The 24,531-nt window shown below is 66.3% G+C and carries 18 protein-coding genes; 7 read left to right on the plus strand and 11 right to left on the minus strand.

What is annotated here, in order from left to right:
- Positions 1 to 55 precede the first annotated feature (55 nt).
- The 5 genes from A0J57_RS26655 to A0J57_RS17080 all read left to right on the plus strand — a co-directional run bounded on the left by A0J57_RS26655 (position 56) and on the right by A0J57_RS17080 (position 5,023).
- Positions 56 to 1,666 (plus strand): ABC transporter substrate-binding protein/permease, encoded by a 1,611-nt coding sequence (locus tag A0J57_RS26655; RefSeq protein ID WP_082718706.1) that lies wholly within the window; start codon positions 56 to 58, stop codon positions 1,664 to 1,666.
- Positions 1,663 to 2,412, plus strand: coding sequence for an amino acid ABC transporter permease (locus tag A0J57_RS17065; RefSeq protein ID WP_061937570.1), 750 nt, complete (start codon positions 1,663 to 1,665; stop codon positions 2,410 to 2,412). Before A0J57_RS26655 ends, A0J57_RS17065 begins: the two co-directional genes overlap by 4 nt.
- A complete protein-coding gene (locus A0J57_RS17070; protein ID WP_237764079.1) occupies positions 2,409 to 3,149 on the plus strand; it encodes an amino acid ABC transporter ATP-binding protein in 741 nt (246 codons plus the stop codon). The genes A0J57_RS17065 and A0J57_RS17070 overlap by 4 nt, the downstream gene beginning before the upstream one ends.
- A 171-nt stretch (positions 3,150 to 3,320) precedes the next feature.
- Complete coding sequence (locus A0J57_RS17075) at positions 3,321 to 4,238, plus strand: MBL fold metallo-hydrolase (protein WP_061937578.1); 918 nt, start codon at positions 3,321 to 3,323, stop codon at positions 4,236 to 4,238.
- A 2-nt stretch (positions 4,239 to 4,240) separates the two neighbouring features.
- Entirely contained in the window at positions 4,241 to 5,023 is a 783-nt protein-coding gene (locus A0J57_RS17080; RefSeq protein ID WP_061937580.1) for a sulfite exporter TauE/SafE family protein, read from the plus strand.
- 84 nt (positions 5,024 to 5,107) lie between these two features.
- On the opposite strand, the gene A0J57_RS17085 is transcribed toward A0J57_RS17080, so the two are convergent.
- From A0J57_RS17085 to A0J57_RS17135, 11 genes are all read right to left on the minus strand, one after another.
- Positions 5,108 to 5,956: a sulfurtransferase gene (locus A0J57_RS17085; RefSeq protein ID WP_061937582.1), complete on the minus strand. Its 849-nt coding sequence runs from the start codon at positions 5,954 to 5,956 to the stop codon at positions 5,108 to 5,110.
- The gene (locus A0J57_RS17090; RefSeq protein ID WP_061937585.1) at positions 5,953 to 6,753 is read right to left on the minus strand and encodes an ABC transporter permease; all 801 of its coding nucleotides are present in this window, start codon (positions 6,751 to 6,753) and stop codon (positions 5,953 to 5,955) included. Before A0J57_RS17090 ends, A0J57_RS17085 begins: the two co-directional genes overlap by 4 nt.
- A complete protein-coding gene (locus A0J57_RS17095; protein WP_061937588.1) occupies positions 6,750 to 7,667 on the minus strand; it encodes an ABC transporter permease in 918 nt (305 codons plus the stop codon). The genes A0J57_RS17090 and A0J57_RS17095 overlap by 4 nt, the downstream gene beginning before the upstream one ends.
- Entirely contained in the window at positions 7,664 to 8,755 is a 1,092-nt protein-coding gene (locus tag A0J57_RS17100; protein WP_061937591.1) for an ABC transporter ATP-binding protein, read from the minus strand. The genes A0J57_RS17095 and A0J57_RS17100 overlap by 4 nt, the downstream gene beginning before the upstream one ends.
- Entirely contained in the window at positions 8,752 to 9,864 is a 1,113-nt protein-coding gene (locus A0J57_RS17105) for an extracellular solute-binding protein (protein WP_061937595.1), read from the minus strand. The genes A0J57_RS17100 and A0J57_RS17105 overlap by 4 nt, the downstream gene beginning before the upstream one ends.
- Before the next feature lie 2 nt (positions 9,865 to 9,866).
- The gene (locus A0J57_RS17110) at positions 9,867 to 10,601 is read right to left on the minus strand and encodes a DUF4198 domain-containing protein (protein ID WP_061937598.1); all 735 of its coding nucleotides are present in this window, start codon (positions 10,599 to 10,601) and stop codon (positions 9,867 to 9,869) included.
- Positions 10,602 to 10,632: 31 nt separating this feature from the next.
- Complete coding sequence (locus tag A0J57_RS17115; RefSeq protein ID WP_061937601.1) at positions 10,633 to 11,361, minus strand: DUF4198 domain-containing protein; 729 nt, start codon at positions 11,359 to 11,361, stop codon at positions 10,633 to 10,635.
- A gap of 5 nt (positions 11,362 to 11,366) precedes the next feature.
- A complete protein-coding gene (locus tag A0J57_RS17120; RefSeq protein WP_061937604.1) occupies positions 11,367 to 12,734 on the minus strand; it encodes an LLM class flavin-dependent oxidoreductase in 1,368 nt (455 codons plus the stop codon).
- Between the two features lie 18 nt (positions 12,735 to 12,752).
- Positions 12,753 to 15,173, minus strand: coding sequence for a TonB-dependent siderophore receptor (locus A0J57_RS17125; protein ID WP_061937607.1), 2,421 nt, complete (start codon positions 15,171 to 15,173; stop codon positions 12,753 to 12,755).
- A 180-nt stretch (positions 15,174 to 15,353) separates the two neighbouring features.
- Positions 15,354 to 17,048 carry a thiamine pyrophosphate-binding protein gene (locus A0J57_RS17130; RefSeq protein ID WP_061937610.1) on the minus strand — a complete coding sequence of 565 codons (1,695 nt, stop codon included), beginning with the start codon at positions 17,046 to 17,048 and terminating at the stop codon, positions 15,354 to 15,356.
- 96 nt (positions 17,049 to 17,144) lie between these two features.
- On the minus strand, positions 17,145 to 20,714 hold the full coding sequence (locus tag A0J57_RS17135) for an ABC transporter ATP-binding protein (RefSeq protein ID WP_061937613.1): 3,570 nt from the start codon (positions 20,712 to 20,714) through the stop codon (positions 17,145 to 17,147).
- Positions 20,715 to 21,020: 306 nt separating this feature from the next.
- On the opposite strand from A0J57_RS17135, the gene A0J57_RS17140 reads away from it, so the two are divergent.
- Together A0J57_RS17140 and A0J57_RS17145 are read left to right on the plus strand one after the other, a co-directional pair.
- Entirely contained in the window at positions 21,021 to 23,276 is a 2,256-nt protein-coding gene (locus tag A0J57_RS17140) for a molybdopterin-dependent oxidoreductase (protein WP_061937617.1), read from the plus strand.
- Positions 23,273 to 24,529, plus strand: a complete 1,257-nt coding sequence (locus tag A0J57_RS17145) for an FAD-binding oxidoreductase (protein ID WP_061937620.1) — start codon at positions 23,273 to 23,275, stop codon at positions 24,527 to 24,529. The genes A0J57_RS17140 and A0J57_RS17145 overlap by 4 nt, the downstream gene beginning before the upstream one ends.
- The last annotated feature ends 2 nt before the right edge of the window (positions 24,530 to 24,531 follow it).

Below are 24,531 nucleotides of genomic sequence, written 5' to 3' on the forward strand. Positions count from 1 at the left end.
TCTTGATTGACGCCTCACTCCTTGGAATACTAACCTGTATACAGAAAGGGGCAAGATGCGTCGGCTGGTCGCTGCGATAGTTTTTCTGATGATCGGCATGGTCACGCTGACGGCGTGTGCGCCGCGCAAGCCCGATGGGCTGGCGGCAATCGAGCGGCGAGGGCAGGTCGCGGTGTGCGAGGGGCTGGACGGACCGCCCTTCGGCTATATCGACCGGGACGGGCAGGCGAAGGGCCTCTATCACGACCTGGCCGGCAAGGTGCGCGATGCGATCGGCAAGAAGCTGGGCCTCGATCTCGATCTCGTGTCCGTACGTGAGACGCCGGCCAGCCGGGTGCAGTTCATCCGTGAGGGCCGCTGCGACTTCATGTTCCTGATGGAAAGCGGCAGCCGGGCCGGGGCGCTGCAATATAGTGAAGAGAAATTCTATGCGATCGGTGCGGTGTTCGTAGCGCCCAAATCGCTCACCGTGTCGCGCTGGGAGGACCTGCGCGGGCGCAAGGTGTGCGGTGCGCTGGGTTCCGCCTGGATGCCGGTGTTCGAGAAGAAATATGGCGTCGAATATGTGACCTTCTACAACCCGGCCGAGGTGCAGAAGGCGGTGGCGGACGGGCGATGCCTGGGCCAGATCACAGGCGTGCCGCCCTGGGAGCGGATGCAGCGGTCGGGCAAATGGAACGGGTTCGAGGCGAAATTTCCGCCCGACGCCTATTTCCGCATGGGCATCGCCTTCAACCGCGGCGATGCTACCATGGCGGCCATCTATGACGAGATCATCCGCGACTGGCACCGGGACGGCACGATCGTGGCGTTGGAGAAAAAATACGCCATCGCGCCTAATCCGCTCGCGGCGGCGGAACATGCGAGATATGCTGGCCAGCGCCTCGCGGCAGTGCCGCCCGCACCGGGCGAAGGCGATCCGGCGCCGATAGGCGCGGGGGTGGGCGAATGGCTGCTCGACCGCGGCATCAATTTCTCTGTGCTCTTTTCCGGGTTCGACCGGGGACGGTTTCTGTCAGGGCTGGGTTATACGCTGCTGCTGGCGGTGGGCAGCCTGATCCTGTCGGTCGTCATTGGCGTGATGGGTGCGGGCGTGACGCAGATGCGGGCATCCGCGCCGCGCTCGATCGTGGCCGGCTATGTCGAGCTGTTCCGCAATACGCCGGTGCTGGCGCAGATCTATTTCTTCTATTTCGGCATCGGGTCGCTGCTGCCGATGGTGTCGGATGACGCGGGCGGGCAGGTGAGGTTGCTGGGCAATGTGCCCTGGGCGGTCATCGCGCTGGGACTGCATGCCGGCGCGTTTCAGGTGGAGGCGCTGCGCGCCGCGATCGAGAGCGTGCCCGCGCGGCTGGTCGAGGCGGCGGAGGCACTGGGCATGGATCGGTGGCGTGTCTTCCGCTACGTCATCCTGCCCATCGCCATCCGCCGTGCCTTGCCCACGATCGGCAATGCACTGGCGCAGGCGATCAAGTCGACCAGCACCGCCTATGCCATCGCGGTGCCCGAACTGCTCTACGCCAGCAACCGCATCTGGACCGAAAGCGCCAATGTGCCCGAAACGATGCTGATGCTGTTCCTGACCTACATGGCGCTGGTTGGGTCGGTCGGCTGGGCGGTGCGGCGGCTGGAGAAGCGCCTGGCGCTGCCGGGAGCGCTGCTGTGAAGAGCCTGATCGGTATACTGTTGATCGTCGCGGGGACGCTGCTCTGGTGGTCGCTGCGCTATGATCCCGAAACGGCGGGGGKGGTCATCGGCTGGACCCCGGCGCTGCTGGAGGGGTTCCTCGTCAACATCGCGATGAGCATCTTCGCGATGGCGCTGGCCAGCCTGATCGGCGTGCTGCTGGGGGCCGCGCTGATCGCGCCGGCCGGACCCGTGCGCGGTGTCGGGCGGGCGGTGACCGGTTTCCTGCGCAACGCGCCCTGGCTGGTGATGATGTTCTTCATCATGTACCTCATCCCCTATGAGCTGTCGCTGGGCGGCCAATTCATCCGCCTGTCCGATTTCGCCAAGGCGTGCGTGGGCATCGCACTTCCGGCGGCGGGCTATGTGGCGGAGATGGTGCGGGGTGCGATCCAGTCGGTCGATCGCGGGCAGTGGGATGCGGCCGCCGCGCTGGGGATCGATCATCGGCGCACGCTGCGGCTCGTCATCCTGCCGCAGACCTTGCGGTCGATGGTACCGCCCTGGATGAACATCTATTGCGCGGTAATGATGGCCACCTCGCTCGCCTCCACGCTCAGTGTACGCGAGATGATGAGCAACCTGGCCGACCGGCTTGCCAGCGAGACGAGCCCCGACCTGCTGCTACCGGCCTATGGGCTTACCTTCCTGATCTTCTTCCTTTTCATCTATCCGATCTCGCGGCTGTCGCGCCGCCTGGAACGCCAGTGGAGAATCCCCGCGTGACGCAGCCCGTCCAGATCACCGTGTCCCATGTGCGCAAGGCCTATGGCGACCATGTCGTGTTGCAGGATGTGTCGATGTCGGTGCGCCGGTCGGAAATCGTGGCGCTGATCGGCCCTTCGGGGTCGGGCAAGTCGACCTTGCTGCGGACGCTGAACGCGCTGACGCCAGTGGAGGCAGGAAATATCGAGGTCTGCGGGATCGACGTGACCGCGCCGGGCGGGCTGGACGTGCTGGCGCTGCGGCGGCGGGTGGGGATGATCTTCCAGAGCTATAATCTTTTCCCGCATCTGACGGTCATGCAGAATATCGCGCTGGCGCCGGTCGAGGTGCTGAAGGAGGATCGGGCAGAGGTGGAGGCGCGGGCGCGCGACCTGCTGGCGCGGGTGCGGCTGGAGGGGAAGGAGGGCGCTTATCCCGGCGAGCTGTCCGGCGGCCAGCAGCAGCGCGTCGCGATCGCCCGCAGTCTGGCGATGCGGCCTGAGGTGATGCTGTTCGACGAGGTGACGGCGGCGCTGGACCCGGAGACGGTGAAGGAGGTGCTGAGCACCATCCGCGACGTGGCGGCGGGGGGCATGACCTGCCTGCTGGTGACGCATGAGATGCGGTTCGCGCGGGAGATCGCCGACACGATCTACTTCACCGATGGCGGGCGCATCGTGGAGCATGGGCCGCCGGCGCAGCTGTTCGACGGTCCGCAGGATGCGCGGACGCGGCAGTTCCTGGATCGCGTGCTATAAGCCCTTGTTCGTTTCGAGCGAAGTCGAGAAACCGCTAGTGCAGCGCTATGTGTTTTCTCGACTTCGCACGAAATGAGCGGATGTGGGAGCATAGACCTATCTGACGCTACCGATTGACGCGCCCCGACTCATTGCGTACATATCTGTATACAGATATGGAGACGGTCTGGCATGGCGTGGCATAAGGCGCTGGAGCGGGCGCGTACGATCATCGGGGCGACAGGCCGGGGGGCTGCGCCCAAGCCTGCAGTGACGGCCTTCTTCGATGCGCCGACCAATTCGGTCAGCTATGTCGTGCAGGATCCGGTTACGAAGGTCGCGGCGATTATCGACTCCGTGCTGGGCTTCGATCCGGTGTCCGGCCGCACCTGCCGCACGGGGGCCGATGCGATCGTCGCCCATGTCGAGGCGGAGGGGCTGAGCGTCGCCTGGCAGCTGGAAACCCATGTCCATGCCGATCATCTGTCAGCCGCCGCCTATCTGCGCGAACGGCTGGGCGGGCGCTGCGCGATTGGGAGCGCAGTGGGGGCGGTAGACGGCTTTTTCGCGCCGCTGTTCGGCCGCGCCGACGCACGCGCGTGGTTCGACCATCTGTTCGAGGATGGCGACAGCTTTGTCATCGGCGGGTTGCAGGGGCTGGCGTTGCATGGGCCCGGCCATACGCCCGCCGACCTCGCCTATCTGATCGGCGATGCGCTGTTCGTGGGCGATACGTTGTTCATGCCTGATTATGGAACGGCGCGAGCCGATTTCCCGGGTGGGAACGCGCATCTTCTCTATCGGTCGATCCGGCGGCTGCTGGCGCTACCGGACGAGACGCGCATGTTCGTGGGGCATGACTATCTGGCGCCAGGACGCGCCGAACATCATTGGGAAACCAGCGTGGGGGCGCAGCGGCGGGACAATGTCCATGTCGGTGGCTGCATCGGGGAAGCGGCCTTCGTCGCGATGCGGCAGGCGCGGGATGCAACGCTATCGCTGCCGAGGTTGATGATCCCGTCGGTGCAGGTCAATCTGCGCGGGGGGCAGTTGCCGCCAGCCGATGCGGAGGGGGTACGCTACCTCAAGCTGCCGATCGACCGGCTCTGACGGTGGCGCTGGACCTCCTCCAATATGGGGTGGGGGTGGGGTCCGGCGTGATCGTGGGCTTTTCGCTGGGACTGATCGGGGGGGGCGGGTCGATCCTGGCGGTGCCGCTGATGATTCATGCCGTGGGGGTCGCCAACCCGCATCTGGCGATCGGCACCAGTGCCTGCGCGGTGGCGGCCAATGCGGGGCTCAACCTGCTGCCGCATGCGCGGGCGGGGCATGTCCACTGGCCCTGCGCGCTATGGTTCGCGGGCGCGGGGGTGAGCGGCGCGGCGTTGGGATCGAGCATCGGCAAGGCGGTGGACGGGCAACATCTGATCTTATTGTTCGCGCTCCTCATGCTGCTGGTCGCGGCGCTGATGCTGCGGGGCGGACGCGCCGCGCAGCCCGCCGCCCCCGTCGACATCGACGCGCGGCAGAAATTGCCGCGCCTGCTGTCGGTAGGCGGGGGCGTGGGCGTGATATCGGGCTTTTTCGGGATTGGCGGGGGCTTCCTGATCGTGCCGGGGCTGGTGGCGGCGACGGGAATGCCCTTGCTCTATGCGATCGGGTCGTCGCTGGTGGGGGTGACGGCGTTCGGGCTCACCACGGCGGCGAATTATGCGCTGTCCGGCTGGGTGGACTGGTGGCTGGCGAGTGCGCTGCTGGGGGGCGGCGTGATCGGCGGCGGCTTAGGCGCGATGGCGGCGCGGGGGCTGGCCCGGCGCGGTGGCGAAGCGTTGCATGGGCTGTTTGCCGGGGTGGTAGCCTGTGTGGCGGTGTATATGCTGGTGAAGGCGGTGTGATGGCTGTCTTACTCCTGAAGGGGAGGGGCTATACAGGGAAGACAAGCCCTCTCCCGACCCCTCCCGCAAGCGGGAGGGGAGTTTTCAGGCCTTTTCCACCGGGCGGGTGGGGTCGCTGATCCATTCGCTCCAGGAGCCGGGGTAGAGGACGGCGCCGGGAAGACCGGCGACTTCCAGCGCCAGCGCGTTGTGGCAGGCGGTGACACCGGAGCCGCATTGCAGGATCAGGGCCTCGGGGGCCTTCTCGCCCATCACCGCGCGCCAGTCGGCGGCGAGGGCATCGGCGCTCTTGAAGCTGCCATCGGCGGCAAGGTTGTCCTTGAACCAGCGATTGCCCGCGCCGGGGATGTGGCCGCTGACCGGGTCGAGCGGGCTGGGCTCGCCGCGCCAGCGCTCGGCGGTGCGAGCATCGATTACGAGGCGGTCCCCGCCGATATTGGCGAGGACATCGTCGGCGCTGACGGTCGCGGCGGGATCGGTCGCGGTGGCAGTGAAGTTGCCGGGCGTGGCGGCGGCGGGTTCGCCGCTTTCGAGGGCCTGGCCGGTGGCGAGCCACGCCGCCTTGCCGCCGTCCAGCACGGCGACTGCCTTATGTCCCAGCCAGCGCAGCAACCACCAGGCGCGTGCGGCATAAGGGCCGCCGGCGCTGTCATAGGCGACGACCTGCTGCCCGGCCATCACGCCGGCGGCGCGCATCTTGTCCTGAAAGACCGCGGGGTCGGGCAGGGGGTGGCGGCCATTGGTGCCGCTGGGCGCGCTCGACAGGTCGGCGTCCAGGTGCAGGTAACGGGCGCCGGGCAGGTGCTCCTCCAGATAGGTGGCGTGGCCGGCGGCGGGTGCGGCCAGATCGAACTCGCAGTCGAACAGGACGACATCGCCTGCTGCGACGAGCGGGGCGAGATCGGTCGCGGAGATGAGGGTCGTGTAGGTCATTGGGTGGCAAGGCTCCTGCGGCGGCGCTGGCGCGCCTGAAGAAAGGCGAAGACGATCGCGCAGATCAGAGTCACGGCGGTGACGATGGCGGAGACAGCGGCTATGGCCGGCGTCACCGTCTGCGACACATAGGCATACATGCGTGCTGAAAGAACCGGGGTCAGCACCGGCCCGATGAACAGCGCGAAGGTGGTTTCGTCCCAAGCGGACTGGAAGGCGAGGATGGCCGACATGGCGACGCCCAGCGCCACCAACGGCAGCACGACGGTCCGCAGGATCGTGGTGGGCTTCGCGCCGAGCGAGGCGGCGGCGGTCCAGAGCGTCGGGTCGATCGTCGCGAAGGAGGCGAGGATCAGCGTGGCGGACAGGGGTAGGGCCATCGCCGTGTTGGCGAGTACCAGCAGCGTCTCTCCACCGACCAGGCCCGTGGGCAGGAATGCGGCGAACACGCCCGACGCCAGCACGACATGCGGGGTCCAGAGCGGCAGCAACACGGTCAGGATCGCCCAGCGCGGCACGGCGCCCTTGCGCATCTGGACGATGCCGAACAGCAGCGCCAGCGCGGTCGTCACGACGGCGGTCAGGATGGCGATGCGTAGTGAGAGCATCGCGGAATCGATCCAGCCACTGTCGTTGGCGACCTGATGGTACCAGTCCAGCGTCAGGTCGCTGGGAGGAAATTCGATGAATTCCGACTTGCCGATGCTGGCGGGCAGCACGGCGATGGCGGGCAGCAGCAGGAAGAGGATGACGAGCAGCGTATAGGCCGCGCCCGCGACCTTGAGCGTGCGCTTCATGGGCGGCTCCTGCGATGGAAGGGCTTGCCGCCGATGAGCAGGCAGAGCAGCGTCACGGCCAGCACCATCCACATGGTGATGATCCCGGAGACGGAGGCGCGCGCCGCGCCGGTCTGGAAATCATAGGTCATGTCGGACAGGATCAGCTTGCCCAGCACCGTGTCGGACGGGCCGCCCAGTAGCGCGGGGATGAGAAACAAGCCGGTGGTGAGGGTGAAAACCAGCAGCAGCGCGTTGGCGATGGGCTTGCGCATCTGTGGCCACCACACATCCCCGACAGCACGCAGCGGAGAGGCGCCCAGAGAGGCGGCGGCGCGGATCAGTTCATGGTCGATGCCGCGCAGGCCGTTCAGCAGCGACATGGCGGCGATGGGCAGCATGATCTGGGTCATGCCGATCAGCACGGCGGTCTTGGAATAGAGCAGGTCGAGCGGCGCATCGGCGAGGCCCAGCGCCTGCGCGGCGGCATCGACCACGCCCGAGCGGCTGAGCAGCAATTGCCAGGAGACGGTACGGATCAGGCCGGAAATGGCGAGCGCGACACCGAGGGCGCCCAGGAACAGCTGGAAGATCCAGCCCTTTTGCGTGGCGACATAGAGGCAGGCCGGCAGCGCGATCAGCACGGCGGCGAGGGCGGACACGGCGGAGAAGAGGGCGGTGTTCCACAGCGCGATCGCATATTGTTCATAGGCGAAGAAATTGGCGTAGGCGTCGAGCCCGAAGCCGGTAGGTGTGTGGAAGGAGAGATAGAGGCTGTAGACGACCGGCAGGATCACGAAGGCGGAGACCACCAGCAGAGCGGGGACGAGCAGCAGCACGCCGCTGGAGCCCCGGCGCGGCAGACCGCGCCCGACCGTCAGCCAGGCGCGCAGGCGGGGCAGGTCGGGCAGGGGGGCGGGGTGCTCCTCGCTCATGCGCCGCCTGCCTCGACCAGCCGGCTGTGATGGTCGTTCCAGCCGCAACTGACCGTGTCGCCCGGCACGCCGGGACGCTCCCACGGGCGCAGGTCGGCGACCAGGGGCGTACCGTCCGCCATCTCCAGTGACACGCGCTGGCGGGGGCCAAGGAAGACGATGTCGGTGATGGTGGCGCTGACCCGCGACATGGTTGGGGTAATGCTCTCGCCGACATGGACATATTCCGGGCGGATCATCAGCACAGAAGCGCCGTTAGCGTCGAGGGTTGGCTTGGCCTTTGCGGTGACGGGCGTGCCGATGGACAGGGCGACCTGTACATCGTCGGCGGTGCGGGTCCAGCTGGATACCGGCAGGATGTTCGCCTCGCCCAAGAAGCAGGCCTCCCATTGCGACCCGGGTTCTTCATAGAGTTCGCGGGGGGCGCCCAGCACCACGATCCTGCCATGGTTGCACAGCGCAATCCGGTCGGAAAGGTACATGGCCTCGTCCTGATCGTGGGTGACGTAGAGGGTGGGGACCCCGCTGGCGCGCTGGAGCCGGCGGATTTCCTCCTGCAGGCCGGCGCGCAGGCTCTTGTCAAGCGCGCCGAGCGGTTCGTCCATCAGCAGCAGGTCGGGCGAGAAGACCAGCGCGCGGGCGACGGCGACGCGCTGTGCCTGACCGCCGGAGATTTCGCTGGGGTAGCGGTTCGCCTGTTGCATCAGGTTCATGGTGGCGAGGCTGGCGGAGACGCGGCTGGCGATCTCGTCCTTCGCTACCTTCCGGATCACCAGCGGGTAGGCGATATTTTCCGCGACCGTCTTGTTGGGGAAGAGCGAATAGCGCTGGAAAACCATGCCGATATTGCGCTCGTGCGGTTTCATCCGGCGGACGTCGCGGCCGCGTATCTCCACGATGCCGCTGTCGGCATCGATGCTGCCGACAGCGAGGCTGAGCAGCGTTGACTTGCCCGATCCCGAAGGGCCGAGCAGGGTCACGAACTCGCCGTCCGAGACGGTTAGCGACACGGTGTCGAGCGCGGTGAAGCCGCTGTAATATTTGGAGACATCGCGGTACGCGATGGCTGGGGTCTGCGTGTCGGTCATTTGATGTTGGTCTTGCCCGTCGCGACCCATTCGCGCCATAGCGTCTGCATCCGCGCGCCGTTCGCCTGCCACCAGTCATTGTCGATCGGCACGGCCTGTTCCAGATTCTGCGGTGCGGTGGTGAGGTTGCCGCGATCCTTTTCCGCCACATAATTGGTGGTTTCCTTCGCGCCCGCCCCATAGCCGGTTGCGGTGGCGAAGATCGCCTGATGCTCCGGATTGTTGACGTAGTTCAAGAACGCCTCGGCCGCGACCGTGTGGCCTGCGCCCTTCGGGATGAAGAGCCAGGCGTTGGACAGGACATTCTGTTTCCAGCTGATGCCGATCGGAAAGCCAGCGGCGAGGCCGGATATGACGCGGCCGCTCTGCGCCACGCCGATGGTGAAGTCGCCTCGGTTGATGCCCTGGATCGGCTCGTCGCCGGTCGCCCAATAGTTGCGGACCTGCGGGCGGATCTGGTCGAGCTTGGCGAAGGCGCGCTTCACCTTCATATCGTTGATCGGATAGATGTCGGCTGGTGCCACGCCATCCGCCAGCAGCGCGATGACCAGCATGTAGGGATGGTCGTAGAAGGTGCGCGGGCCGGGGAACTTGGCCGTGTCCCACAGGTCGGCCCAGCCCTGCGGCTCGCTCTTCAATGCCTTTTTCGACCAGACCAGCACTTCGGAATAGGTGCTGAGCCAGGTGCCATATTCGTTGAAGGAGCCGGGCAGCAGCTTGTTCTGCGCAGGCTTCCAGAAATCGGCGGGCAGGGGATGGAACAGCCCCTCCTTGATGCCTTGCTCGAACTCCCAGGGAGAGCCGGTGTAGGAGACGTCATAGGGGACGTTGTTCGACTGCACATAGGCGCGTAGTTGCGGGAAGTTATGGGTGGTGACGATGGTCTGCACCTTCACGCCGCAGTCGCGCTCGAAATTGGCGATATGCGCCTTGGCAAAGGCTTCCCAGAAGGTGCCGCCCGACGTGTTGAGCACCAGCGTGCCTTCCAGCGGGCGCTCTTTGGTGGCGGGGTAGCAGAGCTTGTCGGATGTGGCCGGGCCGCCGCCGCACGCCGCCAACAGGCTGGTCGCGGCAAGAAGGGGAGAGAGGCGCAGGAGTTTCTTGGTCATGATCACTGTCCCTCTGCATTGGCCAGGTTGAAGGTCAGGGCGGTGTTATAGCGCATGAAATCGACGTCGGGATCGCCCTTCACCGCCTCTTCATAGGTGAGCTGGATCACATTGAACTGGTCGGCGTGCAACAGTACCTCCGTCCGTCCCTGTGCATCCGTGGGGTTGGACTGATCCGCCATGGTGGAGAGGAAATTTTCCTGCAGTTTCACGCCCGCCAGGGGCTTACCCCGCAGCAGCAGTTGCACGGGCAGCCGGTCTCCGCGCTTCAGGGTGAAGGGATCGACCAGCGGCACGATCTCGATCCGGAGGCCATGCGGATGCAGGGTGGCGGGCGCCGGCGCCATCAGGTTGACGCTTTCCTTGATCGCATGGAGGCCGACCGATGTGCCGGGCAGCTGCGACTTGCGGCCATTCTGCCATTTCTGCGTATTGGCGGGGCGGGCGTGGTAGCCGAAGTCGGCGACGAGGATGATCGTCGCGGCCTGTTCCGGCGGATCGAGCACGACATGGTCGGTCAGCACGCTGTGCGGCACGGCGACGGGCTTGTCGGCACTGTCATAGCCCTGCACCCTCTTGAGCACCGTCGGGTCATAGGCCTCGTCCGTCGAGACTTCGGCCATCACCACGGTGGGCCTGCTGACCCGCTCCGCGACGAAGAAGGCGCTGCTGGCGTGCAGTTGCGTGGGCAACAGCACAGCCAGCCATAGCAGAGGGAGCAACGGACGATATGTCATGATCTTCTCTTATTGGCGCGGCCCGAGAGGCTCATTCCGGTTCGGTGTGGGGAAGGTCGAAATCGAGCGTGACGAAATAGCGGTAGAAGTCGACGTCCGGTTCGCCGCTGACATGGGCGTCATATTCGATGCTGATGACGTTTAGTTTCGACGCGCGCAGGGTGGTCACCGTCTTGCCGTCCGCATCGGTCGGTGCGGTCAGGATCGTGTCATCGCCCAGGAAATTCTCGGTCAGCCGCACGCCCTTGAGCGGCTTGCCGTTGAGCAGCACCTGCAGTGGTAGCTTGTCTCCCAACTTCATGATCATGGGGTCGGCCAGCGGAACGATCTCCAAGCCCAGATCATGGCTCTTGCCCTGCTGGCCCAGTCCCATGATGCGGACATTATATTTGATCGCATGCAGCCCTTCGCCTGCACCCGGCATCACGCTCTTGCGCATTTCCTTCCACTTGCCGCCGGCGGGGCGGGCGTAGAAGCCATAGTCGACGGTCGTCACCAGCGCGGCGGTGCTGGCGGGAGCAGAAATGGTCGCATGGTCGCTATGGAGGAGGAGCGTCGCCGGCGTCGCCTTGCCACCCGCATCATAGGAGACGGAGCTCGCGACCTTATGGACGGGATAGGCGTCGTCGTCGGTCGAGAAGCCCACCACGATGCCCAGCGTGCCGTGGCGCGGGGCCACATACATGCCATGGGCGATCGCCCGCTGCGCGGCACCGGCGGTCAGAAGGGCAAGCACGGCAAGGACGGGCAGACGACGCATATTCCTCACTCCTTGGCTAGTGAACTGTCGGGACGGGGAAGGCCAAGCCGCTCGCGCAGGGTCGGCGCGGGACTGTAATCGCATTGAACGATGCCGCGCCGTTGGAGTTCGGGCACCACAAGATCGACGAAATCGTCGAAGGCTTTGGGCGTCACGGGCGGCAGCAGGTTGAAGCCGTCGCAGGCCTCTTCCCGGAACCAGAGTTCCATGTGGTCGGCAATCTCTTCCGGTGATCCGATGACGAGGCCGTGGCCGCTGGCACTGGCAATATTCTCGTATGTCTGGCGGATCGAATAATTGTTCGCGCGAGCCAGTTTCGTCACCAGCTCGAACCGGCTCTTGGAGCCTTCGGGAACGGCGTCGATCGGCGGCAGGGGACCGTCGAGCGGATAGGCCGACAGGTCGAACTCGCCCAGCAGTTCGGTCAGCAGCGCCAGGCCCACTTCCGGCTTGATGAGCGCCTGCAATTCGCGGTGGAAGGCCTGCGCATCCTCCTTTGTCCGCCCGACGAAGGGCACGAGGCCAGGCACGACCAGAACCTGCGCCGGATCGCGCCCCTCGGCCGCGGCGCGCGCCTTGATGTCTGCGTAGAATTTTTTCGCGTTGTCGAGGTTGCGCTGCGCGGTGAACACCATGTCGGCGGTCCGCGCGGCGAGCTTCATGCCCGGCTCCGATGACCCGGCCTGCGCGATCAGGGGATGGCCCTGCGGTGGGCGCGCGACGTTGAGCGGACCGCGCACCGAAAAATGCTTGCCAACATGGTCGAGCGTGCGGATCTTCGACAGGTCGGCATATTGGCCGGTCTCGCGATCGCGCACGAAGGCGCCATCATCGATCGTATCCCACAGGCCGCGCACGATATCGACGAACTCTTCCGCCCGGTCGTAGCGGTCGGCATGGGCAACATGCTTGTCGCGGCTGAAATTCTGGGCTTCGGCCGGGTTGGCCGACGTGATGAGGTTCCACCCCGCGCGCCCCTCGCTCAGATGATCGAGCGTGGCCAGGATGCGCGCGACGTGGAAGGGCTCCTCATAGGTGGTGGTGGCGCTGCCGACCAGGCCGACATGGCTGGTCTGGGTGGCGATGGCCGACAGCAGCGTGAAGGGTTCCAGGTGGCGTTTGGGTTCGGTCGCCTCCAGCCCCTTGACCACCCGGGCCTGATGTTCTGGCGTGCCGTCGTAAAGAGCGGAGGAGTCGGCGAAGAAGATGATGTCGAACTTCCCCTCCTCCGCCTTCTGCGCGACCCGCAGATAATGCGACAGGCTACCCGTCTTCTCGGTGCCGGACTCCGGGTGACGCCAGCCGGCAACATGGTTGCCCGAAGCGTTGATCAGGATGGCCAGTTTCAGCCGGTCGTCAGGGTTGCGCGCCACTTTATCCCTCCTCTTTTTCTAGAACAGCTTGGAGACGCCCACATAGGCATAGGCGCCGCCCGGATTGATGATGGCAAGGCTGGAGTTGGACAGCCGGCCGCCATTGCCCGAATTGGGCACCATCTCGGGCTTCGCGCCGAACGCATTGCGCACGCCGAGCGAGAAGGTGAACTTGTCGCCGGTCTCGAAGCTGGCCAGGAAGTCGGCGGTGAAGAGCCGGTCGAACCAGAATTCGGTGCCCGGCGCCTGGTTGTTCGCACCGCCATAGCGACCATAATAGCTCTGCGTCGCCTGCAGCTTGAAGTTGCCCAGGTTCAGCGTTTCCTGGCCCATCAGACGATATTTCGGCGTGGCGTTGTAGAAGAGCGAAGCCACGCTGAAATAATTGATGAGCGGCGTGCCGCCGAAAGAGCCGGCGGTGATCTTGTCGATCTTGTTCTTGTTGTAGGTGGCCGACGCCATTAGATCGAGGCTGCCGCCGCTCAGCGGGATGGAGTAGTTGGCGACCGCGTCCACGCCGCGGGTCGACGTCTGACCCATGTTGACGAAATATTGCGCGCCATAGACCGTGGGATAGCCCGCCTCGGTCAGCAGCGCGTTGATGCCGGTGCCCGACAGGATCGCCGACAGGGCGATGCGGTCCTTGATGCGGATATAATAGCCGTCGATCGTCAGCGACAGGCCCTCGGCAGGCGTCAGCACGATGCCGCCCGAGAAGTTCAACGACTTTTCCGGATCGAGCGGCTGGGCACCGGCCGCGGAGGCGATGGCCGATCCCGACGGCAGCAGCAGCGTTTCCACGCGGCCGGTCGGGTTGGCGGCGGTCGGCGTGATCTGCTGCGGCGTCGACGCGTAGAGCGACAGTTGCCCGATCGACGGCGCCTTGAAGGCGTTGTTGACCGATGCACGCACCGCGATCGCCGGGGAGAAGGCATAGCGGGCCGACGCCTTGCCGGTGACGGCGGTGCCGAAGTCGCTGAAATGCTCGACCCGGCTGGCAAGGCCGATGGTGAAGCCGCTGAACAGATCGCCTTCCAGCCCGACATAGCCGCCATAGCTGCGCCGGTTGGTGTCATAATCGGACGCGTCAGGCACGATGAAACCGCCGCCGGTCACGCCGATCGGCACGCCGGTCACGCCGCCGAAGCTGTACGCTTCCTCCTGTCCGGAGAACTGGCGGTAAGAATCCCAGCGATAGGCCGCGCCGGCTGAGAAGGTCAGCGTACTGGCCAGACCCACGTCCAGCTCGCGGGTATAGTCGAGCTGCAGGTTGGTCTGGCGGTTGCTGAGTTTGCCGAGATAGAAGTCGCGCGGCGTGTTGATGCCGTAGGACGGGTTCTCGCTATTGTCGACTTCCAGGATGACGTCGCTGCGGCCGTAGGAGATCGACGCGTCCAGCGTGTCCTTGTCGCCCTTGTAGTTCACGCCCAGCACGCCGGCATAGTCGCGCGGCTTGCCCCAGCCCTTGATCTGATAGCCGTCGGGCGTCACCGCCAGCACGTTCGCGCTACTGTTGGGCAGGCGGGTGGGCGAATAGCCCGCCGTCTTCCGCTTGGCATAGTTGGCGATGCCATAGAGCTTAACCTTGTCCGACAGCGGCATGTCCAACGTTGCGGCCAGCGCGATGGATTCGCTTTCGCCAAGGCCCGTCTGCCAGTTGCGCAGCGGGGCGCTGGCTTCCTTCTCGGGCGTCGTGGGCGTGTAATATTGGCGCGTGTCCGTGCCCCGGTTGAGCGGCACGAAGTCGGTCTTCTGCCATTCCCCGCTCAGCGTCAGGACGCCCGGACCCACGCCCAAGCCCCACCAGCCGCCGACATAGCGGGAAAAGCCGTCGCCCGACTCCGCCTGGATGCCGTTCTCCGCCTTGATCTCGCCGCCTTTCTCGCCCGTGCGCAGCACCACGTTGACGACGCCGGCCACCGCATCGGAGCCATATTGCGCCGATGCGCCGTCGCGCAGCACCTCGATGCGGGATATGCCAATCAGGGGCAGGGCGGCAAGGTCCGTCGCCTGCGATCCGCGACCGAAGCTGTCGCCCGTGTTGACGCCGGCAGAAGGATACCAGCGCTTGCCGCTGACCAGCACCAGCGTCTCGTCCGGCGACAGGCCGCGCAGCGATACCTGCTTTGTGGAGGTGGCGAGCGTGTTGGCGCGGTTCATCGGGAAATTGACCGAAGGCGCCAGGATCTGCAGCGCCTGGCCCAGATTGGTGGCGCCTACGGACTTGAGCGCTTCCTCGCTCACCACGTCGACCGGGGTGGTGCTGGTGAGTTCGCTGACGCCCTGGCGCCGCGTACCGGTGACGATGATGTCGCCGCCGGGACTGTCCGCTGCCTGATCGGCGAGAGGATTGTCCTGTGCGAAGGCGGAGGTGGCCCCGCAGGCAAGCATGATCGCGATGCCGGTGCTCGCGAGGAATCTGGTACGCAGTGTAGCCATTGGAACGTCCCCTTTTGTTTCGTCATATGTTTAGGGGCGGGCGCATTCATCTGCTTGTGCGACCCGGCCCCCGTTCGGGCAGGCGATAGGCGGCTTCGCACCGCTCTATATCTCTACTAAACCAATCGACAAAACTGTATGCAGAACTGTTCTTAATGCTGTAGAAGATTTTCTTGGCCGTCACCCCATCCAGGTGCTGACGGGGACGGCGGACTCTTCCAGCGGTTGCGAGATCACATCGATCAGCGTGGGCCCGTCATGCGCGATCGCCGCGCGCAGAACCGCGTCCAGATCCGCCGGATCACTGACCTGCCACGCCTTCACGCCGAACGCCTCGGCGATGCGGGCGTGGTGCGACCGGTTGAAATCGACCGAGAAATAGCGTTCGCCATAGCCGTCCTTCTGGCTCGCCTTGATCCAGCCGAAGGAGGAGTTGGAGAAGACGATCATGGTGATCGGCACGCCCTTGCGCACCATAGTCTCCATCTCGCCGACCGCAAAGCCGAAGCTGCCGTCGCCCATCAGCGCGATGACCTTCGACGAGGGTGAGCCGTACCAGGCGCCCACGGACGCCGGGAGCGAGAAGCCGAGCGCGCCATGGGCGCGGTTGGTGATGAAGCGGCGGCCGGTGCTGTTGAAATTGAAATGGCCCGACACATAGGGGCAGGGCGTGCCGGGATCGGCGACGACGATGCTGTCGGCAGGCAGCGCCTTCTGTAGCGCGGCCAGAACGCGCTCCGGGCGGATTGGCGCGTCGGTGGAGTGGGCGAGCCGCTCGAAGGCGGCGCGCTTGGCGGCGCGCAGGCCGGACAGGCGGGCGGCGGCGTCGGTGTTGCGGCCCTTGCCCTCCAGCCGCCGGCTGATTTCCGCGCCGAGTGCGCGCAGGCACAGCAGCGCGTCGCCGACGATACCGGCTTCGATCTGATAGTTGGCGCCCACGACCATTGGATCGACGTCGATATGGACGATCGGAATGTTGCGCTTGGGCGCTGTGCCATGTTCGGTGGTGGTGGAGCCGGCGCGGCAGCCGATGAAGATCACCGTGTCGGCATCCGCGATCGCTTCCCGGGTCTGGTCGGTGCCGCCATTGGCGCCGACCACGCCGACCGCGAGGGGGTGATCGTCGGAGATGACGCCATGGCCGCTGATGGTCGAGGCGACGGGCGCGTCGAGAAGTTCGGCGAGCGCCACCAACTCTGCTGTCGCACCCGAGATGATGGCGCCGCCGCCGCAGATGAAGGCTGGACGCCTGGCGGCAAGGATGACGTCAGCGGCGGCGGCCACCATGTCCGGGTCGGGGCCGGTGCGGAAGGCGGGAAAGCTGCGATGCTGCGGCTGCGCCCAGATCTGCGCGGCGTCGAGCGTCTGCTTCTGAAGATCGTAAGGCAGGCCGATATGCGCGGCACCGGGGCGGCCGGTGGTCATCGCGCGAAAGGCGGTGCGGAAGATGTGCGGGATCAGCGTGACATGGTCGACCACGGCGTTCCACTTGGTCAGCGGGGCGAACAGCGCCTTCTGGTCCAGTTCGGTCAGCGGATAGCGGCCGCGCGCCGTGACCGGCACGTCGGAAGTGATGGAAAGCACGGCGCTGGACGATTCGTTCGCCTCGATCACGCCGGGCAGAATATAGGTGGCGCCGCCGCCGCTGGGGCCTTCGCAGATGCCGACCTTGCCGGTCACGCGGGCATAGGCATCGGCCATATAGGAGGCGCTGCGCTCGTCGCGGGTCAGGATATGTTCCATGCCGTGGTCAAGCCGGTAGAGGGCGTCGTAGAAGGGCAGGCTGGTGTCGCCGCACAGTCCGAAGATGTGCTTGACGCCATGCTGCTGGAGCATCTGAACTGCTGCTTCAGCACCTGTGACGGTGGATGTCATAATGCGGTCATTCCCCTGAACCCAAATCTGTATACAGAGTAGTGTTCAAATTCCTCCTGCTGTCAACAGGGCCGGAACAAATCAGCAAAAAAACTGTCAGATTGCCGCGCTAACCGCCGCCATTTGCCGTCCGACCAGCCGTGCATAGAGGCCGCCTTTGGCGAGCAGTGCGGCATGGTCGCCGCATTCGACTATGCGGCCGCGCTCCATCACCGCGATTCGGTCCGCGTCGCGCACGGTGGACAGGCGGTGAGCGATGATGATCGTCGTGCGCCGCTGGCGCAGCGCGCCGACCGCCTGGCGGATGCGGCGCTCGCTGGGGCCGTCGAGATGCGAGGTCGCCTCGTCCAGAATCAGGAAGGGCGCGTTCTTCAAGAGCGCACGGGCGATGGCGACTCGCTGGCGCTGGCCGCCAGAGAGCGAGGCGCCGCGTTCGCCGACCATGGTGGCAAGGCCGGCCGGCAGGCTGGCGACCAGATCGTCGAGCGCTGCGTCTTGGACGGCGGCACGGACGGCCTCGTCGCTGGCATCGGGTCGGGCGAGGCGGATGTTCGCCTCCAGCGTGTCGTTGAAGAGATAGGTGTCCTGCGAGACGAGGGCGCTGTGGCTGCGCAGCGCGTCGAGCTGGAAATCGCGCAGGTCGGTGCCGTCAAGTCGGATGGTGCCGCTGTCCGGATCCCAGAAGCGCAGCAGCAGCTGCGCCATGGTGGTCTTGCCCGCGCCCGATGGGCCGACGATCGCCAGAGTCTCACCGGCCGAGAGGGTGAGCGACACATCGTCCAGCTGTCGCCCGCGCGCGCCGGGATAGGTAAAGCCGACCTGCTCCAGCGCCAGTGTGGGTGCGGCGCGCATGGCGGGCGAGAGCGGACCATCCGTCACCGGCACGGGCTCATTCTCCAGCGCATAGATGCGGCGTGCGGCGCCCAGCGTGTCGGACAACTGCCGCCCGATCTGCGCGATTTCGGAGATGGGGAGGAAGGCGGCCATGGCGAGTAGGGTCAGCAGCGGGAGCAGGCCGGGATCGATCGCCCCTTTGCCCGCCATCACCCCGCCCGCGACCGCGACGGCGAGGCCGCCCAGGCCCTGCACCAGTTCCTGAAAGCCCTGCTGGCGCGTCAGGCTGGCGAAATAGGGGAGGCGGGCGGCGGCATGGGCGCGGGTCAGCGCCTCGATCCGATCGCCGCGCTCGCCCTCGCGCCCGAACATCGCGATTTCGCCGAGGCCCTGCACGCATTCGACGGCATAGGCGGCCAGTTCCCCTGTCGCTTCGCGCACGCGTGATCCCAGCGTGTCGATACGTTCGCGCATCAGGAACGGGCTGAGGCCGACGGCGAGGATGAAGGGGAGCAGGGTGAGCGCAACCCAAAGGCTTTCGGTCGCCAGCACGCCGATCACCACGGCGGGCACCAGCAGCGCGACGAAGCCAGGGGCGACGGTGTGGGCGAAGAAATATTCGACCAGCTCGATGTCGGCGGTGGCCAGCGCCATCAGGTCGCCGGCGCGGCGGCGGACCAGATAGGCGGGGGCGAGCGCGTCGAGCTTGCGGTACATGGCGATGCGCATCTGCGCGAGCAGGCGATAGGCCATGTCATGCGCGAGCCAGGATTCAAGCCAGTGCAGCGCGCCCGACGCCAACGCGACGATGCCCAGCGCGATAAGGAGTGGAGTCGGGTCTTCGCCATTGCGCATCGCGCGGATCACCAATGCGCTGAGCGCACCGACGCCGGCAAATGCGAAGACGCGGGCGATGCCCGACAGGATCGTGCCGGTCAGCCACAGCTTGAACGGCGCGACCATGCGGAGCAGCGTGGCGGAAAGGGCGCGCCAGCCAAGGCCTTTGGCGGCGATGACGCCTTCGGTCGGGGCCCGGGTGAGGGCGGTGCCCTGCACCACCGGCGCGGCGGTGCCGGCTGCGGGCGCTTCGTGGACCGGAGCGGCGAGGGCGGCCTCCTCCGCCTGTTCGCGCATCAACCGGGCATAGAGGCCGTCCTGCGCCAGCAGCGCGGCGTGGCTGCCCTGTTCGGCGACCCGGCCTTCATGGATGACGAGGATGCGGTCGCAGCCGATGACGCTGGAGAGGCGATGCGCCAGCACCAAAGTGGTGCGGCCGACCATCAGCCGGTCGAGCGCGCGCTGGATGACCAGCTCATTTTCCGCGTCCACGGCGGAGAGGGCTTCGTCCAGCACAAGGATCGGCGCATCGCGCAGCAGCGCGCGGGCGATGGCGAGCCGCTGGCGCTGGCCGCCCGACAGTTTGATGCCGCGCTCGCCCACCGTCGTGGCATAGCCCATGGGGAGCGAGAGGATATGGTCGTGGATATTGGCGGCACGGGCGGCCGCCTCCACATCGGCATCGCTCGCGTCGGCGCGGCCGAAGCGGATATTTTCCGCGATGGTGCCGTGGAAGGGTGTCGCCTCCTGACTGACCACGGCGATGCGTGCGCGGATCTGGGCGAAGCTGAGGGATCTGAGGTCATGGCCGCCGATGCGGATCGTGCCCGCGACAGGATCGTAGAAGCGCATCAGCAGGCGCACGATCGAGCTCTTGCCCACGCCCGACGTGCCGACGATGCCGATCCGCTCGCCCGCCTGCACATGGAAGTCGAGCCCGTCATGGATGGTGCGGCTCGTGCCGGGATAGGCGAAACGCACGGCATCGAAATCGATCGTCGGGGCGAGGGTGGGCAGCGCTTGGGCCGGGGCATCGGCGACGATAGGGTCGGCGTCCAGCAGGACGTAGAGACCCTGTGCCGCCGACAGGCCGACCATGCCCTGATGCAGGGCGCTGCGCAGCTCGCGGATCGGACGGAAGGTTTCGGTGCCCAGCAGCACGATGACGACCAGTTCGGGCAGGCCCATCTGACCGTTGGCGATGCGCCAGCAGCCCACCGCCAGCGCGGCAGCGGCGCCCAGCGCGATCATGCTGTCAGTAATGCCGCGCACCATGACATTGGTGGCGAGGACGCGCATCGTGCGGGTGCACAGTTCCTGCGCGCGGATCGCCAAGCGATCGCCGCGCGCCTTGCTCTGGCCGAACGCTTTCAGCGTGGCTAGGCCCTGCACCGAATCGAGGAAATCGGCGGCAAAGGCGCCATAGGCCTGTCGCAGCCCCTGCGCGTTCCTCTGGTCGAGCGCGTGCCACAGCGCCGGGCCGAACAGCGCCAGCAGGGCGAAGGCGAGCAGGGTGCAGGCGACCGGCAGATCGATGAAGGCGATGGTGAGGAAGATAAGCGGCGGGGTGAGGATGGCGAGGCCGAATTGCGGCAGGAACTTGCCGAACCAGGTTTCCAGCTGGTCGATGCTTTCGGTGAGCGCGAGGGTCAGCGTGGCGGAGCGTTGCATGCCGGCATAGCCGGGGCCGAGCGCGGCGACCTTGTCGAAGATGGTGCGGCGCAACTTTGCCTGCACCATCGCGGCGGTGCGGTGCGCGGCCATGGCGCGGACTTGCTCCAGCGCTGCACGGGCGGCCATGACGGCGACGATGCCGAGGATCAGGCGGACGAGCGTTTCGATCGGCTTGCCCCCCAGAAGTCCGGCGAGCAGCCAGCCGAGCATGGCGAGCCGGCCGATGCCGCAGGCCACGGAAAGGAGGCCGATCCCGGTGGTCCAGACGATCCGGCCGCGTATGCCGCGGGTGAAGGCCCATAGTCGTGACTCAAAATACATCGCGCACCCCCGTCAGGCTCATCCCACCATCGTCACCCCGGAGTGAATGTCGATGTGCCCGGATCTGTTGGATCGAAACACATCACCCTATTGTTGCCCCAAGGGTCCCTTTTCCCTTTGCGACGCTGCTAAGAAGCGGGACCCGGGTCAAACCCAGGGTGATGAAGTTGGTGGACCGCATTTCAATCCCGAACCAATAAGCATTAACATAATTGAATACAGATCGGAATACCGTTAGGACGCGCATAGGATCGTCCGGTTCGCACCGCGAATCATGGGGCAGAGGGATCGTTTCGACAGCAGGCCATGGACCTTTTTGCGACGCATTTCGGGACTTACGAGGTCGAGCGCCAGGAAGGCGTGGCGCCGCGCCTGCGCGCCTTTCGCCACGACCCCGATCCCTCACCCACGGGCGCGGCCTATCTCGACATGGCGGACAGCGAAGCGCGCATCCTGCAACCGATGGTGCGCGTTTCTTTTCTGGCGCAGCCCGATCAGCCGTCGGGCCATTTGCGCGGGCGCGAGCCATTCGTGCCGGTGGATTGGGGGACGGCGCTGGATCTTGTTGCCGGGCGGCTGGAGCAGGTCCGGGCGGTGCATGGCAATGCATCCATCTATGCCGGCTCCTATGGCTGGGCCAGCGCCGGGCGGTTCCACCATGCTCAGAGCCAGTTGAAGCGCTTTCTCAATCTGATCGGCGGGTTCACCGGGTCGGTGCATAGTTATAGTTACGGGACGGCGGGGCCGCTGATCCCGCATCTGATCGGCCCGGAATATGATGATGCGGGCGAGTGTGCGCCGTCCTGGGACGGGATCGCGGGGCATTGCCGGCTGATGCTCGCCTTTGGCGGGTTGCGCATGTCCAACGCGCAAGTGCAAGCCGGGGGCAGCGGCGCGCACCGATCGCGCGAGTGGTGCGACCGGGCGCTGGCCAATGGCATGCGGATGGTGGTGTTCAGCGGCTCGCGCGACGACGCGCCCGCGCCGGACGTGGAATATGTGCCGATCCGGCCTAACAGCGACACGGCGGTGATGCTGGCCATGGCCTATGTGCTGCTAAAGGACGGGCGGGCGGACCTCGCCTTCATGGATCGCTGCACCAGCGGCTATGACCGCTTCGCCGATCATCTGACGGGGCGCGAAGACGGGGTCGTCAAGACGCCGGAATGGGCCGAGAGACTGTCGGGCGTGCCGGCGGCGCTGATCCGCGAACTCGCTTATGATCTTGCCGCGCAGCCCAGCCTCATCAACGTCGCCTGGTCGCTCCAGCGGGCGCGTTTTGGCGAGCTGCCCTATCAGGCCGCGCTGGGCCTCGCCTGCTTCGCGGGCCATGTGGGGAAGCCGGGTTGCGGCTTTGCGTTCGGGCTGACGGCAGTGGGATCGGTGGGGCAGCCGGTGCGCTATCTGAAGGGCCCTGCGGTGTCGCAGGGGCGCAACCCGGTGTCGCATTATATCCCGGTTGGGCGGATTACTGAATTGCTGGAGCGGCCCGGCGGTATGCTTGCCTATAACGGCCGCACGCTTGACCTGCCTGATATCCGCCTGATCTGGTGGGCGGGGGGCAATCCTTACCATCATCATCAGGATCTGAACCGCCTGCGCCGCGCGTGGGAACGGCCGGAGACGGTGATCGTGCATGAGCCGGTGTGGACCGCGACGGCGCGACTGGCCGATATTGTGCTGCCTGCCACTTTCCCGTTCGAGCGCAACGATGTCGCCGTCTGTTCGCGCGACAATTGGATCATCGCCAGCCGGCAGGTGTCGCCACCGCCGCCCCTCGTGCGCGATGATCATGCGATCTTCACCGATCTTGCCGCGCGCTTCGGCGTGGCGGACGCCTTTACCGAAGGGCTGGACGAACCGGGGTGGATCGCACGCCTCTATGATGGCTATAGGGACCGCTATCCCGATCTGCCGCCGTTCGATGCCTTCTGGGACCGGGGCTTCGCCGCGCTTGATGAAGGGCAGGATGCGCCCGCAAGCTGGGCGCTGTTGGGCGACTTCGTCGCCGATCCCGTCGCGTCCCCGCTCTCAACGCCTTCGGGGCGCATCGAGGTGCAGAGCGATGTGATCGCGAGCTTCGGCTATGACGAGTGCCCCGGCCATCCCGTCTGGCGCGCGCCGGAGGAATGGCTTGGTTCGCCGCTGGCGGAGCGCTTTCCGTTGCACCTGCTCTCACCCCAGCCGGCGCACCGGCTGCACAACCAGCTGGAGGCTGCCGGGCCGAGCCGCAATGCGCGGGTGGCGGGGCGCGAGCCGGTGACGCTGAACCGGGAAGATGCGGCGGCGCGCGGGATAAACGACGGCGATCTGGTGATGCTGTATAATGATCGTGGGCGGGTGCTGGCTGGCGCCGTGCTGTCCGATGCGGTGATGCCAGGCGTGTGCGTGCTGGCGACGGGGGCGACCTGGAATCCTGTCGATGACGAGGGCGGGCCGATCGACCAAGCGGGCAATCCCAATGTGCTGACCGCCGATATCGGCAGTTCGCGCCTGTCGCAGGGGCCAGCGCCCGGAAGCTGTCTGGTACAGGCCATGCTCTGGCCTATGGAGGATAAATGAAGGAAGAGCCGCCCGTTATCGTGGTCGGCGCCGGCATCGTCGGGGTCAGTGCGGCGCTCTATCTGCGCCGCGCGGGGCGTGGCGTGACGCTGGTCGATCCCCATGCGCCGGGATCTGGGGCTTCCTCGGGCAATGCGGGCTGTTTCAACCTGTCGTCCACTGTGCCCGTGTCGATGCCGGGCGTGGCAAAGAATGTGCCGCGCTGGCTGCTTGATCCGCAGGGGCCGCTCAAGATTCGCTGGCGCTATCTGCCCCGGCTGGCGCCCTGGCTGGTGCGGTTCCTGCGCGCCGGCACGCGGGACAAGGTGGAATATCAAGCGCGGGCGCTACGCGCGCTGATACTGCCGGCGCTGGAGGATGTGACAGCGCTCGCCCGGTCGGCGGGGGCGGGCTATCTGGTGAAGGCGGAAGGGCATCTGGTCGTCTATCGCAGCGAGGAGGCGTTTCGCGCCGACGCGCTGGGCTGGCACCTGCGCGACATCACCGGGACGGTGGTGGAGGAATGGGACGGGGCGACCTTGCGGGACTTCGATCCCGCTATCGCCGATACCTATGCCAAGGGCATCTTCATTGCGGAGAATGGCCATACGCCCGATCCCGCCGCCCTGGTGGCGCGGATGGCGGAGCAGTTCGTGCGCGAGGGCGGCGTGATTACGCGGGCGGCGGCGCTGGGCTTTGAGCGCGCGGGCGGGATGGTGACGGCGGTGCGGACCGATGCGGGCGTGCTGCCGGCGTCGGCGGTGTTGCTGGCGGCAGGCGCGCATTCGCGCAAACTGGCGGCGATGCTGGGGGACCGGGTGCCGCTCGATACGGAGAGGGGCTATCATCTGATGATCCGCGATCCCGAGGCGATGCCGCGCATTTCCATCCTCGACACGGCTGGCAAGTTCGTGGCGACGCCCATGGCGGGGGGCTTGCGGCTGGCCGGGACGGTGGAACTGGCGGGGCTGGACGCGCCGCCGGACTGGCGTCGGGCCGACATGCTGCTCGGACGGGCGAAGGCGCTGTTTCCGGCGTTGGCGGAAAGCTATCCTGAGGAGCGGCTGTCGCGCTGGATGGGGTTCCGGCCGTCCATGCCGGATTCCCTGCCTGTGCTCGGGCGAGCAAGCCGGATGGGCAATGCCTTCCATGCGTTCGGGCACGGGCATATCGGGCTGACGGCGGGGGCGACGAGCGGGCGGATCGCGGCGGAGATGATGTGTGGCGCGACGCCGGCCATCGATATGACCCCCTATCGTGTGGATCGGTTCTGACC

It is taken from the genome of Sphingobium sp. 22B (genome assembly GCF_001580035.1).
In the GTDB taxonomy this organism is placed as follows: domain Bacteria; phylum Pseudomonadota; class Alphaproteobacteria; order Sphingomonadales; family Sphingomonadaceae; genus Sphingobium; species Sphingobium fuliginis.